We start from the raw sequence: 12,515 nt of genomic DNA on the forward strand, positions 1-12,515 counted from the left end.
TAGAGGTGACAGTATGAGATTAGATAAATATTTAAAAGTTTCTCGCATTATCAAGCGTCGCCCTGTCGCAAAGGAAGTTGCAGATAAGGGGCGAATTAAAGTCAATGGAGTGTTAGCCAAAAGTTCAACGGATTTGAAAGTGAATGATCAAATTGAAGTTCGTTTTGGAAATAAAGTATTGACGGTTAAAGTCTTGGAAATGTTGGATAGTACAAAAAAAGAAGATGCATCCAAAATGTACGAAATAATTAGTGAAACAAGGATAGAAGAAGATGCCTAAAAATATCGTTCAAATGAACAATAAATATATCAAAGACGAAGGTCAGCGAAAACGTTTTTTAGAAGAAGAAAGAAAAAAACGTAATCGCTTTATGGGACTTGTCTTGATTCTAGTTATACTACTGTTTATTCTTCCAACTTATAACTTGGCCCAGAGCTATCAATCACTACAAGACAAAAAAGAACAATACAAACAGTTGGAAAAAGAATATAAGGAAACAAGTGAACAAAAAGAATACCAGCAAGACATCGCTAAAAAATTAAAAGACGATGACTATGCAACAAAATATGCACGCGCTAAATATTCTTTTTCAAAAGATGGTGAATTTGTTTACACCATCCCAGATTTACTTCCCCAATAATCAATGGAAAATATCTTACAAACAGTTAAACAATTCCTTGAATTTTCGGATGAAAAATTAGAGGAATTAAAAAAGAAAAACCAAACACTCAAACTTCAAAAGGATGAAAAGGAAAGGAATACAGGTGTCTAAACGATTTCTGCTCCTACTGCTAGTCCCAATTTTATTTTTGGGACCTCAAGCAGCGAGTATTGAGCAATCTGAGTCCTCTCAGACAATTGCTTATCCATCAGAACTTTATTTTTCTTCAATTCCAGCAAACCCTAATGTCTATCGCAAAATTGTTGTTTTTTCTGATCCTCAGTTGAAAAAAGAAAAAGGAGAAATTCTTCCTAATACACCGTTTACAATTGAACAACTCTTTGTAAACGATGATGGAAAGGCTGTATTTAAAATAGCAGATAAAGGATATGTGCTAGCAGATTCTTCTGTCATTTTTTCTGATGTTGTACAAGAAACACAAGAAAAAAAACAAGACATATGGCTAAAACCTGGATTTAAAGTGTATGATCGACCCTTAATAAATGGTGCGAAAGAAAAAAACACCTCCCTTTCTTCTTATACAAAAGTGACCGTTTTACGCACAGCTCAGACTTTACGAGATGAGTTTGTGGAAATTGAGGGCCAAGGATGGGTTAACCAATCATTCATCACTGAAACAGATAATCGAATGGAAAAAGTCCAGGACTTACTCAATAGTAAATATAATTCTCCTTCGTATGGAATTTATGTAAAACAATTAGAGACAGGAAATACTGCTGGAATCAATCCCCAAAAAGAAATGTATTCTGCTAGTGTGACGAAATTACCCTATTTGTACTATGTCCAAGAACAGCTTAATAAAAAGGTTATTTCTCCAACGACAGTCTATAAGTATATTCCAGAAGTTAATGACTTCAAAGGTGGCTATGAACCAGAAGGAAGTGGCAGTCTTTCAAAGGCAGCAGATGGCAAGGAATACAGCGCCCAAGAATTAGTAGATAAGATTGCAAAAGAATCGGATAATGTTGGACATAATATTTTAAATTATTATGTTACCCATCAATCGGATCAAGATTTTCAAAAAACATTGGATAAAATTGCCAAAAAACACTGGGATGTTGAAAAAAGAGAGGCATCTGCTGAAATGGCTGGAAATGTGATGGAAGCTGTTTATCAGCAGAACGGTTCTATTATTGACGCACTATCCTCTACAAAATATGATGATCAACGAATTGCGCGTGATCTTCCAGTAAAGGTAGCTCATAAAATTGGGGATGCCTATGATTTTAGACATGATGTTGCGATTGTATACACCAATTCGCCTTATGTCATCGCGATTTTTACAGATCATTCGGATTATGATACGATTTCCAAAATTTCAAAAGACATCTATGAGGTATTGAAATAATGGAAAAGAAATTTTTAGAGTTTTGTGAAAAAAAAGATCTATTCACTTCCCATTGCCGTATTTTAATTGCCATATCTGGTGGATTGGATTCCATGAATCTATATGAACTTTTGGAGAAGAACAAAGAACGATTGGGGATTCAATTGGTACTCGCTCATGTTAATCATGGACAAAGACCAGAATCGGATTTTGAGGAAAGTGAACTTCGAAAGCTGGCTGAAAAGCGAGAGACACGTATCCACGTTGCTTACTATTCGGGAGCTTTTACAGAAGCAAAAGCTCGTACCTTTCGTTATGATTTTTTCAAACAGATTATGGAGATAGAGGATTGCACCGCTTTAGTAACAGGTCATCACGCCAATGATCAAGCTGAAACAACTCTCATGCGCTTGATACGAGGAACTAAATTACGTCACTTAAGTGGTATTCCTGTACGCCAACCATTTGGGAAGGGTGAGTTAATTCGCCCTTTATTAGCTTTTACAAAAAATGAACTGATGGAAATTCCTCATTTTGAAGATAGTAGCAATCACTCACAGGATTTTTTCCGAAATCGTGTACGCCATCAATACCTTACAGAATTTGAAAAAGAAAATCCTCAAATGCAAGCAAGTCTTTGCTATTTAGCAGAGGAAGTGAATCATTGGCACCAAGCACTGAAAGAATTAACTAGCGAGTTAACCATTCAAGATTTAGCTTCTTTTAGAACATATTCTCATTCTGTACAGTCCTTCTTATTAGAAGAGTATTTGGCACAATTTCCAAATTTGCAACTTGGAAGGGTCCAGTTTCAAGAATTATTAGTTTTACTAAGAAAGAAAAGAAATTGCGTTCATTATTTAAAATCAAATTATGAGCTAGATCAAGAATATGATTTCTTTGAAATACGAAAAATCAGTCAAAAGTCGGATGGCCAAGTCCTCCCATTTTTGTTAGAATTTGGGAATATATTTGAGATTGCAAATTATAAACTATCTTTTGGAATCCCTTTAGAAGGAAAAAATGTAGAAATACTTTCTGTTTCACGCGAAACACCCATTCTGATTAGAAGGAGAAAAGAAGGAGATCAGTTGCTTGTTAATGGCCACCATCAAAAATTAAGACGGTGGTTTATCAATCATAAGATTCCAATTTCTATTCGACAGGAAGCTCTCATTATAGAACAGAATCATAACATTCTTTCTGTAGTAGGATTAGTAACGAGTGATTTGAGTAAGCCCTCAAAAAGTGCTATAATAAAAGATAGACTTTATATTCAAAAAATAGATAGGTAACGAAATGTTAGAAAAAGATATAAAAAAAGTAATGGTTTCACATGATGAAATTGTAGAAGCAGCTAAAAAATTGGGTGAAACCCTAACAAAAGATTATCAAGGGAAAAATCCTATTTTCGTTGGTATTTTGAAAGGTTCTGTTCCATTTATGGCAGAATTGATCAACCATGTTGATACTCATATTGAGTTAGATTTTATGTTGGTGTCAAGTTATCATGGTGGTACAGCAAGCTCAGGTATCATTAATATTATCAAGGATATTGATCAGGATATTACAGGTAGAGATATTTTATTTGTGGAAGATATTATCGATACAGGTAAAACACTCAAGAGTCTAAAAGAACTCTTTGAAGAACGAAATGCAGCATCTGTGAAGATTGCGACATTATTGGATAAACCTGAAGGACGTTTGGTTGAGATCGAAGCAGATTATACCTGCTTTACGATTCCTAATGAGTTTGTTGTCGGATATGGTTTAGACTATGATGAAAATTATCGTAACTTACCATATGTAGGTGTATTAAAGGAAGAAGTGTACTCAAAATAGAGGAGACTAGATGAATAACAGAAAAAATAACGGTTTTGTTCGAAATCCTTTTCTGTATTTGTTGATTATTGTAGCGGCTGTGACAGGATTCCAGTACTTTTTTGCAGGTAATGGAGTTGGTCAAAGTCAGCAGATCAACTATACAGAATTGGTCAAGGAAATTAAAAATGACAATGTAAAGACAATTAGTTACCAACCGAATGGTAGTGTGATTGAAATTGCAGGGACCTATAATAAAGCAAAAGAATCAAAAGAAGATACAGGCATTCAATTTTTTACCCCAAGTGTTCAAAAAGTATCTCGCTTTACTAGTGTCATCCTTCCATCTGATATTACTGTCAATGAATTACAAAAATTAGCCGCTGACCACAAAGCAGAAATCACCATCAAACGTGAAAGTTCAAGTGGGATGTGGATTACCATTCTAACTTCCATTGTTCCATTTGTCATCGTGATGTTCTTCTTCTTCTCCATGATGAATCAAGGTGGTGGCGGTGGTGCCCGCGGTGCTATGAACTTTGGTCGTAACAAAGCGCGTGCTGCCAATAAAGAAGATATAAAAGTTCGTTTTTCGGATGTAGCAGGAGCTGAAGAAGAAAAACAAGAACTCGTTGAAGTGGTTGAATTTTTAAAAGATCCAAAACGCTTTACTAAATTGGGAGCAAGAATTCCAGCAGGAGTACTTCTTGAAGGCCCTCCAGGAACAGGTAAAACCCTTTTAGCAAAAGCAGTAGCTGGAGAAGCTGGAGTACCATTCTTCAGTATTTCAGGGTCGGACTTTGTTGAAATGTTTGTCGGAGTTGGCGCTAGCCGGGTTCGTTCACTTTTTGAAGATGCTAAAAAAGCTGCTCCAGCTATCATTTTCATCGATGAAATTGATGCTGTTGGACGCCAACGTGGTGTAGGTCTTGGCGGTGGAAATGATGAGCGGGAACAAACCCTCAACCAGCTCTTGATTGAGATGGATGGTTTTGAAGTCAATGAAGGAATTATTGTTATTGCTGCAACTAACCGTTCAGATGTTCTGGACCCAGCCCTTCTTCGTCCTGGCCGTTTTGACCGTAAAGTATTGGTTGGGCGTCCAGATGTGAAAGGTCGTGAAGCGATTCTTCGAGTTCACGCTAAGAACAAACCACTCGCTCAAGATGTAGATTTGAAATTGGTTGCACAACAGACACCAGGATTTGTCGGTGCCGATCTTGAAAATGTTTTGAATGAAGCAGCCTTGGTTGCAGCTCGTCGAAATAAAAAAGTGATTGATGCTGCTGATATCGATGAAGCTGAAGATCGTGTTATTGCAGGACCATCTAAGAAAGATCGGACGATTTCGCAAAAAGAACGTGAAATGGTCGCTTATCATGAAGCAGGTCATACGATCGTTGGTCTGGTTTTATCAAATGCTCGAGTGGTTCATAAGGTTACTATTGTTCCTCGTGGTCGCGCAGGCGGTTACATGATTGCCCTTCCTAAAGAAGATCAAATGTTACTTTCTAAAGAAGATATGAAAGAACAATTAGCTGGTCTCATGGGAGGACGTGTTGCGGAAGAAATTATTTTTAATTCACAAACAACAGGTGCTTCAAATGACTTTGAACAAGCCACTCAAATGGCGCGTGCAATGGTGACAGAATATGGAATGAGTGAAAAACTTGGACCTGTTCAATATGAAGGAAATCATGCCATGTTCGGAGCTCAAAGCCCACAAAAAATGATTTCAGAACGGACTGCTTATGAAATCGATGAAGAAGTACGTAGTCTATTGAATGAAGCTCGTAACAAAGCTGCAGAAATTATTCAAGGTAATAGAGAAACGCATAAACTTATTGCTGAAGCTCTATTAAAATATGAAACCTTGGATAGTGTTCAAATTAAATCATTGTATGAAACAGGTAAAATGCCCGAAAATTCAGAGCATGAATTGGAAGAAGAAGCCAAACCTCTATCATATGATGAAATTAAATCAAAATTAGAAGAAAATAACTAATCAAAAGAAGGAAATTTTTTCCTTCTTTTTTTAAAAAAGTATTGACAGGAAAAAATTATTCTGTATAATAGATTATGTTGTAAAAATGGTCCGTTGGTCAAGGGGTTAAGACACCGCCTTTTCACGGCGGTAACACGGGTTCGAATCCCGTACGGACTATCGATAGACTGTCACTGAGTGGCAGTTTTTTTGTGCATTCAGTCAGTATAGTTAAAAATAATGACCGAATAGTTTAAAAAACGAGCAGAATAGAAAAAAACTCCTAAAACCTTCTTTACTTTTATAAAATACATATATGAAAGTAAAGGAGAGCTTATGGAATTTAACAAGATGTATCAAAAAGTAAAATTTATTGTTCGAAAATGTGAAAAAGAATACTATATCCAGCTGTGGGAAAAAGATGATTGGGAACAAGAAGGCCAACTAACACTCTTTGAGCTTTATCAGAAAAATCCTGAAATAGGAACAAATGAAGAATTACTATATAAGTATTTTAAAACAAAATTTAGGAATCACATTAAAGATAAGTTAAGACAGCAAGAAAGCGATAAACGAAAAATCAACAGAATGCCGTATGTTGAAATTGGAGAAATTAGCCACAGAATTTCATCAAGAAAAATATATCTAGATGAACTTGTAGTATTAAGAGATTCCTTAAAACGATTTAAGGAGAATTTAACAATAGAAGAAAAAGAACAATATGAATCGTTATTAGCCAATAGAAGATGTCTAGGAAAAACGAAGATGAAAAAGAAATTAGAAAATTATTTGAAAGATTTTAAAAACTCCATTTAACAAGCATATAGTTAATGGCGTAAAATTAAGATTTTTTAAAAAAAGTAAACTTTTTTCAAAAAAGTTATTGACAAGAGATTGTGTACGTGATATACTAATATAGTTGTCGCGAGAGAGCGACAAAGACCTTTGAAAACTGAACAAGACGAACCAATGTGCAGGGCGCTATAACGGAAGTTATAGTAACTGAACAATAAAAAAACAATAAATCTGTCAGTGACAGAATGAGTTTAAGACAAACAATTATTTTAATGAGAGTTTGATCCTGGCTCAGGATGAACGCTGGCGGCGTGCCTAATACATGCAAGTAGAACGCTGAAGCTTGGTGCTTGCACCGAGCGGATGAGTTGCGAACGGGTGAGTAACGCGTAGGTAACCTGCCTGGTAGCGGGGGATAACTATTGGAAACGATAGCTAATACCGCATAACAGTAGATATTGCATGATATCTGCTTGAAAGGGGCAATTGCTCCACTACCAGATGGACCTGCGTTGTATTAGCTAGTTGGTGAGGTAACGGCTCACCAAGGCGACGATACATAGCCGACCTGAGAGGGTGATCGGCCACACTGGGACTGAGACACGGCCCAGACTCCTACGGGAGGCAGCAGTAGGGAATCTTCGGCAATGGACGGAAGTCTGACCGAGCAACGCCGCGTGAGTGAAGAAGGTTTTCGGATCGTAAAGCTCTGTTGTAAGAGAAGAACGAGTGTGAGAGTGGAAAGTTCACACTGTGACGGTAACTTACCAGAAAGGGACGGCTAACTACGTGCCAGCAGCCGCGGTAATACGTAGGTCCCGAGCGTTATCCGGATTTATTGGGCGTAAAGCGAGCGCAGGCGGTTAGATAAGTCTGAAGTTAAAGGCTGTGGCTTAACCATAGTACGCTTTGGAAACTGTTTAACTTGAGTGCAGAAGGGGAGAGTGGAATTCCATGTGTAGCGGTGAAATGCGTAGATATATGGAGGAACACCGGTGGCGAAAGCGGCTCTCTGGTCTGTAACTGACGCTGAGGCTCGAAAGCGTGGGGAGCAAACAGGATTAGATACCCTGGTAGTCCACGCCGTAAACGATGAGTGCTAGGTGTTGGGTCCTTTCCGGGACTCAGTGCCGCAGCTAACGCATTAAGCACTCCGCCTGGGGAGTACGACCGCAAGGTTGAAACTCAAAGGAATTGACGGGGGCCCGCACAAGCGGTGGAGCATGTGGTTTAATTCGAAGCAACGCGAAGAACCTTACCAGGTCTTGACATCCCTCTGACCGCTCTAGAGATAGAGTTTTCCTTCGGGACAGAGGTGACAGGTGGTGCATGGTTGTCGTCAGCTCGTGTCGTGAGATGTTGGGTTAAGTCCCGCAACGAGCGCAACCCCTATTGTTAGTTGCCATCATTGAGTTGGGCACTCTAGCGAGACTGCCGGTAATAAACCGGAGGAAGGTGGGGATGACGTCAAATCATCATGCCCCTTATGACCTGGGCTACACACGTGCTACAATGGCTGGGACAACGAGTCGCAAGTCGGTGACGGCAAGCTAATCTCTTAAAGCCAGTCTCAGTTCGGATTGTAGGCTGCAACTCGCCTACATGAAGTCGGAATCGCTAGTAATCGCGGATCAGCACGCCGCGGTGAATACGTTCCCGGGCCTTGTACACACCGCCCGTCACACCACGAGAGTTTGTAACACCCGAAGTCGGTGAGGTAACCTTTTAGGAGCCAGCCGCCTAAGGTGGGATAGATGATTGGGGTGAAGTCGTAACAAGGTAGCCGTATCGGAAGGGGCGGCTGGGTCAACTCCTTTCTTAGGAAATGGAAGCCTGTACGTTGGTCTTGTTTAGTTTTGAGAGGTCTTGTGGGGCCTTAGCTCAGCTGGGAGAGCGCCTGCTTTGCACGCAGGAGGTCAGCGGTTCGATCCCGCTAGGCTCCATTAACACTTAAGGGTGTTAAGCTTGAACATTGAAAATTGAATATCTATATCAAATAGTAACAAGAAAATAAACCGAAACGCTGTAAATATTTAAAGAGTTTAGGTCGCAAGACCAAAAATAAGGTTAAGTTAATAAGGGCGCACGGTGGATGCCTTGGCACTAGAAGCCGAAGAAGGACGTGACAAACGACGAAATGCTTTGGGGAGCTGTAAGTAAGCGACGATCCAGAGATGTCCGAATGGGGGAACCCAACAGGTAATGCCTGTTACCCATATCTGTTAAGGATATGAGGAGGAAGACGCAGTGAACTGAAACATCTAAGTAGCTGCAGGAAGAGAAAGCAAAAGCGATTGCCTTAGTAGCGGCGAGCGAAACGGCAGGAGGGCAAACCGAAGAGTTTACTCTTCGGGGTTGTAGGACTGCAATGTGGACTTAAAGATTATAGAAGAATGACATGGGAAGGTCAGCCAAAGAGAGTAAGAGCCTCGTATTCGAAATAGTCTTTATACCTAGCAGTATCCTGAGTACGGCGAGACACGTGGAATCTCGTCGGAATCTGGGAGGACCATCTCCCAACCCTAAATACTCTCTAGTGACCGATAGTGAACCAGTACCGTGAGGGAAAGGTGAAAAGCACCCCGGGAGGGGAGTGAAATAGAACCTGAAACCGTGTGCCTACAACAAGTTCGAGCCCGTTAATGGGTGAGAGCGTGCCTTTTGTAGAATGAACCGGCGAGTTACGATATGATGCGAGGTTAAGTTGAAGAGACGGAGCCGTAGGGAAACCGAGTCTGAACAGGGCGCAATAGTATTATGTCGTAGACCCGAAACCATGTGACCTACCCATGAGCAGGTTGAAGGTGAGGTAAAACTCACTGGAGGACCGAACCAGGGCACGTTGAAAAGTGCTTGGATGACTTGTGGGTAGCGGAGAAATTCCAAACGAACTTGGAGATAGCTGGTTCTCTCCGAAATAGCTTTAGGGCTAGCGTCGACATTAAGATTCTTGGAGGTAGAGCACTGTTTGGGTGAGGGGTCCATCCCGGATTACCAATCTCAGATAAACTCCGAATGCCAATGAATTATGGTCGGCAGTCAGACTGCGAGTGCTAAGATCCGTAGTCGAAAGGGAAACAGCCCAGACCACCAGCTAAGGTCCCAAAATAATTGTTAAGTGGAAAAGGATGTGGGGTTGCACAGACAACTAGGATGTTAGCTTAGAAGCAGCTATTCATTCAAAGAGTGCGTAATAGCTCACTAGTCGAGTGACCCTGCGCCGAAAATGTACCGGGGCTAAAACAATTTACCGAAGCTGTGGATACCTTTATAGGTATGGTAGGAGAGCGTTCTATGTGTGGAGAAGGTATACCGTGAGGAGTGCTGGAACGCATAGAAGTGAGAATGCCGGTATGAGTAGCGAAAGACAGGTGAGAATCCTGTCCACCGTAAGACTAAGGTTTCCAGGGGAAGGCTCGTCCGCCCTGGGTTAGTCGGGACCTAAGGAGAGACCGAAAGGTGTATCCGATGGACAACAGGTTGATATTCCTGTACTAGAGTATGTAGTGAAGGAGGGACGCAGTAGGCTAACTAAAGCGTGCGACTGGAAGTGCACGTCTAAGCAGTGAGGTGTGAATTGAGTTAAATGCTTAATTCTATAACATTGAGCTGTGATGGGGAGCGAAGTTTAGTAGCGAAGTTAGTGACGTCACACTGCCAAGAAAAGCTTCTAGCGTTAATCATACTCTACCCGTACCGCAAACCGACACAGGTAGTCGAGGCGAGTAGCCTCAGGTGAGCGAGAGAACTCTCGTTAAGGAACTCGGCAAAATGACCCCGTAACTTCGGGAGAAGGGGTGCTGGCTTTATGTCAGCCGCAGTGAATAGGCCCAAGCAACTGTTTATCAAAAACACAGCTCTCTGCTAAATCGTAAGATGATGTATAGGGGGTGACGCCTGCCCGGTGCTGGAAGGTTAAGAGGAGTGCTTAGGAGTAATCCGAAGGTATGAATTGAAGCCCCAGTAAACGGCGGCCGTAACTATAACGGTCCTAAGGTAGCGAAATTCCTTGTCGGGTAAGTTCCGACCCGCACGAAAGGCGTAATGATTTGGGCACTGTCTCAACGAGAGACTCGGTGAAATTTTAGTACCTGTGAAGATGCAGGTTACCCGCGACAGGACGGAAAGACCCCATGGAGCTTTACTGCAGTTTGATATTGAGTGTCTGTGCCACATGTACAGGATAGGTAGGAGCCATAGAGATCGGGACGCCAGTTTCGATGGAGGCGCTGTTGGGATACTACCCTTGTGTTATGGCCACTCTAACCCGGATAGGTGATCCCTATCGGAGACAGTGTCTGACGGGCAGTTTGACTGGGGCGGTCGCCTCCTAAAAGGTAACGGAGGCGCCCAAAGGTTCCCTCAGAATGGTTGGAAATCATTCGCAGAGTGTAAAGGTATAAGGGAGCTTGACTGCGAGAGCTACAACTCGAGCAGGGACGAAAGTCGGGCTTAGTGATCCGGTGGTTCCGTATGGAAGGGCCATCGCTCAACGGATAAAAGCTACCCTGGGGATAACAGGCTTATCTCCCCCAAGAGTTCACATCGACGGGGAGGTTTGGCACCTCGATGTCGGCTCGTCGCATCCTGGGGCTGTAGTCGGTCCCAAGGGTTGGGCTGTTCGCCCATTAAAGCGGCACGCGAGCTGGGTTCAGAACGTCGTGAGACAGTTCGGTCCCTATCCGTCGCGGGCGTAGGAAATTTGAGAGGATCTGCTCCTAGTACGAGAGGACCAGAGTGGACTTACCGCTGGTGTACCAGTTGTCTCGCCAGAGGCATCGCTGGGTAGCTATGTAGGGAAGGGATAAACGCTGAAAGCATCTAAGTGTGAAACCCACCTCAAGATGAGATTTCCCATGATTTTATATCAGTAAGAGCCCTGAGAGAAGATCAGGTAGATAGGTTAGGAGTGGAAGTTGTGTGAGCAATGGAGCGGACTAATACTAATAGCTCGAGGACTTATCCAAAGAGTCAAAAGATATTGACAATGTAAGGTTAGCTTGTTAGAATATAGATATTCAATTTTGAATGTTTAAGCATTCAGAGTTAAGTGACGATAGCCTAGGAGATACACCTGTACCCATGCCGAACACAGCAGTTAAGCCCTAGAACGCCGGAAGTAGTTGGGGGTTGCCCCCTGTGAGATAAGGTAGTCGCTTAGCAAGATAGGAAGTTAGAAGACTTCCTTTTTTGGGAGTTTAGCTCAGCTGGGAGAGCATCTGCCTTACAAGCAGAGGGTCAGCGGTTCGATCCCGTTAACTCCCATAGGTCCCGTAGTGTAGCGGTTATCACGTCGCCCTGTCACGGCGAAGATCGCGGGTTCGATTCCCGTCGGGACCGTAGAAACTTAGTTTCTAGCAGATAATGATACGACTCGTTAGCTCAGTTGGTAGAGCAATTGACTTTTAATCAATGGGTCACTGGTTCGAGCCCAGTACGGGTCATTATAGCGGGTTTGGCGGAATTGGCAGACGCACCAGATTTAGGATCTGGCGCTTTACGGCGTGGGGGTTCAAGTCCCTTAACCCGCATAGAAGAATAATAATGAGCCGGCTTAGCTCAGTTGGTAGAGCATCTGATTTGTAATCAGAGGGTCGCGTGTTCAAGTCATGTAGCCGGCATTTTTTTATATAAAGAAACAGATGCGAACGTAGTTCAGTGGTAGAACACCACCTTGCCAAGGTGGGGGTCGCGGGTTCGAATCCCGTCGTTCGCTTGAGGCAGCCGGGGTGGCGGAACTGGCAGACGCACAGGACTTAAAATCCTGCGATTGGTAACGATCGTACCGGTTCGATTCCGGTCCTCGGCATAGACTTAGGTTAGAGAAGAAGCACCCTTAGCTCAACTGGATAGAGTACCTGACTACGAATCAGGCGGTTAGAGGTTCGACTCCTCTAGGGTGCAT

General features: G+C 42.1%; 8 protein-coding genes, 10 tRNA genes and 3 rRNA genes. All 21 read left to right on the plus strand.

Going from position 1 to position 12,515, the window contains the following annotated elements:
* Positions 1 to 13 precede the first annotated feature (13 nt).
* Positions 14 to 280: an RNA-binding S4 domain-containing protein gene (locus tag HMPREF9186_RS06210; RefSeq protein WP_003002258.1), complete on the plus strand. Its 267-nt coding sequence runs from the start codon at positions 14 to 16 to the stop codon at positions 278 to 280.
* Positions 273 to 641: a septum formation initiator family protein gene (locus tag HMPREF9186_RS06215; protein WP_009731940.1), complete on the plus strand. Its 369-nt coding sequence runs from the start codon at positions 273 to 275 to the stop codon at positions 639 to 641. Before HMPREF9186_RS06210 ends, HMPREF9186_RS06215 begins: the two co-directional genes overlap by 8 nt.
* Positions 642 to 644: 3 nt before the next feature.
* Positions 645 to 773: an SP_0009 family protein gene (locus HMPREF9186_RS11685; protein ID WP_269596042.1), complete on the plus strand. Its 129-nt coding sequence runs from the start codon at positions 645 to 647 to the stop codon at positions 771 to 773.
* The gene (locus HMPREF9186_RS06220) at positions 766 to 2,031 is read left to right on the plus strand and encodes a serine hydrolase (RefSeq protein WP_009731941.1); all 1,266 of its coding nucleotides are present in this window, start codon (positions 766 to 768) and stop codon (positions 2,029 to 2,031) included. Before HMPREF9186_RS11685 ends, HMPREF9186_RS06220 begins: the two co-directional genes overlap by 8 nt.
* Complete coding sequence (gene tilS / locus HMPREF9186_RS06225; RefSeq protein ID WP_009731942.1) at positions 2,031 to 3,305, plus strand: tRNA lysidine(34) synthetase TilS; 1,275 nt, start codon at positions 2,031 to 2,033, stop codon at positions 3,303 to 3,305. Before HMPREF9186_RS06220 ends, tilS begins: the two co-directional genes overlap by 1 nt.
* A 4-nt stretch (positions 3,306 to 3,309) precedes the next feature.
* A complete protein-coding gene (hpt, locus tag HMPREF9186_RS06230; RefSeq protein ID WP_009731943.1) occupies positions 3,310 to 3,852 on the plus strand; it encodes a hypoxanthine phosphoribosyltransferase in 543 nt (180 codons plus the stop codon).
* A gap of 10 nt (positions 3,853 to 3,862) precedes the next feature.
* Entirely contained in the window at positions 3,863 to 5,836 is a 1,974-nt protein-coding gene (gene ftsH, locus HMPREF9186_RS06235; protein WP_009731944.1) for an ATP-dependent zinc metalloprotease FtsH, read from the plus strand.
* A gap of 87 nt (positions 5,837 to 5,923) precedes the next feature.
* Positions 5,924 to 5,995, plus strand: a tRNA-Glu gene (locus tag HMPREF9186_RS06240).
* Positions 5,996 to 6,151: 156 nt separating this feature from the next.
* On the plus strand, positions 6,152 to 6,631 hold the full coding sequence (locus tag HMPREF9186_RS06245; RefSeq protein ID WP_009731945.1) for a hypothetical protein: 480 nt from the start codon (positions 6,152 to 6,154) through the stop codon (positions 6,629 to 6,631).
* Between the two features lie 247 nt (positions 6,632 to 6,878).
* Positions 6,879 to 8,427 (plus strand): 16S ribosomal RNA (locus tag HMPREF9186_RS06250).
* Positions 8,428 to 8,480: 53 nt separating this feature from the next.
* Positions 8,481 to 8,553 (plus strand) — tRNA-Ala (locus tag HMPREF9186_RS06255).
* Between the two features lie 122 nt (positions 8,554 to 8,675).
* Positions 8,676 to 11,577: ribosomal RNA gene (locus tag HMPREF9186_RS06260) — 23S ribosomal RNA — on the plus strand.
* A gap of 79 nt (positions 11,578 to 11,656) precedes the next feature.
* Positions 11,657 to 11,772, plus strand: a 5S ribosomal RNA gene (rrf, locus tag HMPREF9186_RS06265).
* The 16S, 23S and 5S rRNA genes sit together here with 9 tRNA genes alongside, the layout of an rRNA operon.
* Before the next feature lie 30 nt (positions 11,773 to 11,802).
* Positions 11,803 to 11,875 (plus strand) — tRNA-Val (locus HMPREF9186_RS06270).
* Between the two features lie 2 nt (positions 11,876 to 11,877).
* Positions 11,878 to 11,950, plus strand: a tRNA-Asp gene (locus HMPREF9186_RS06275).
* Between the two features lie 31 nt (positions 11,951 to 11,981).
* Positions 11,982 to 12,054, plus strand: a tRNA-Lys gene (locus tag HMPREF9186_RS06280).
* A gap of 5 nt (positions 12,055 to 12,059) precedes the next feature.
* Positions 12,060 to 12,141: transfer RNA gene (locus HMPREF9186_RS06285), tRNA-Leu, on the plus strand.
* Between the two features lie 17 nt (positions 12,142 to 12,158).
* A tRNA-Thr gene (locus tag HMPREF9186_RS06290) sits at positions 12,159 to 12,231 on the plus strand.
* Between the two features lie 23 nt (positions 12,232 to 12,254).
* A tRNA-Gly gene (locus HMPREF9186_RS06295) sits at positions 12,255 to 12,326 on the plus strand.
* Between the two features lie 7 nt (positions 12,327 to 12,333).
* Positions 12,334 to 12,419: transfer RNA gene (locus HMPREF9186_RS06300), tRNA-Leu, on the plus strand.
* Positions 12,420 to 12,440: 21 nt separating this feature from the next.
* Positions 12,441 to 12,514 (plus strand) — tRNA-Arg (locus HMPREF9186_RS06305).
* Position 12,515: the final 1 nt, after the last annotated feature.

The organism is Streptococcus sp. F0442, from assembly GCF_000314795.2.
Lineage (GTDB): Bacteria > Bacillota > Bacilli > Lactobacillales > Streptococcaceae > Streptococcus.

Excerpts from the sequence above, each read along its gene's own strand:
- HMPREF9186_RS06210 (WP_003002258.1), top strand. The coding sequence starts at position 14 with ATGAGATTAGATAAATATTTAAAAGTTTCTCGCATTATCAAGCGTCGC.
- HMPREF9186_RS06215 (WP_009731940.1), top strand. The coding sequence starts at position 273 with ATGCCTAAAAATATCGTTCAAATGAACAATAAATATATCAAAGACGAA.
- HMPREF9186_RS11685 (WP_269596042.1), top strand. The coding sequence starts at position 645 with ATGGAAAATATCTTACAAACAGTTAAACAATTCCTTGAATTTTCGGAT.
- tilS (WP_009731942.1), top strand. The coding sequence starts at position 2,031 with ATGGAAAAGAAATTTTTAGAGTTTTGTGAAAAAAAAGATCTATTCACT.
- hpt (WP_009731943.1), top strand. The coding sequence starts at position 3,310 with ATGTTAGAAAAAGATATAAAAAAAGTAATGGTTTCACATGATGAAATT.
- ftsH (WP_009731944.1), top strand. The coding sequence starts at position 3,863 with ATGAATAACAGAAAAAATAACGGTTTTGTTCGAAATCCTTTTCTGTAT.
- HMPREF9186_RS06245 (WP_009731945.1), top strand. The coding sequence starts at position 6,152 with ATGGAATTTAACAAGATGTATCAAAAAGTAAAATTTATTGTTCGAAAA.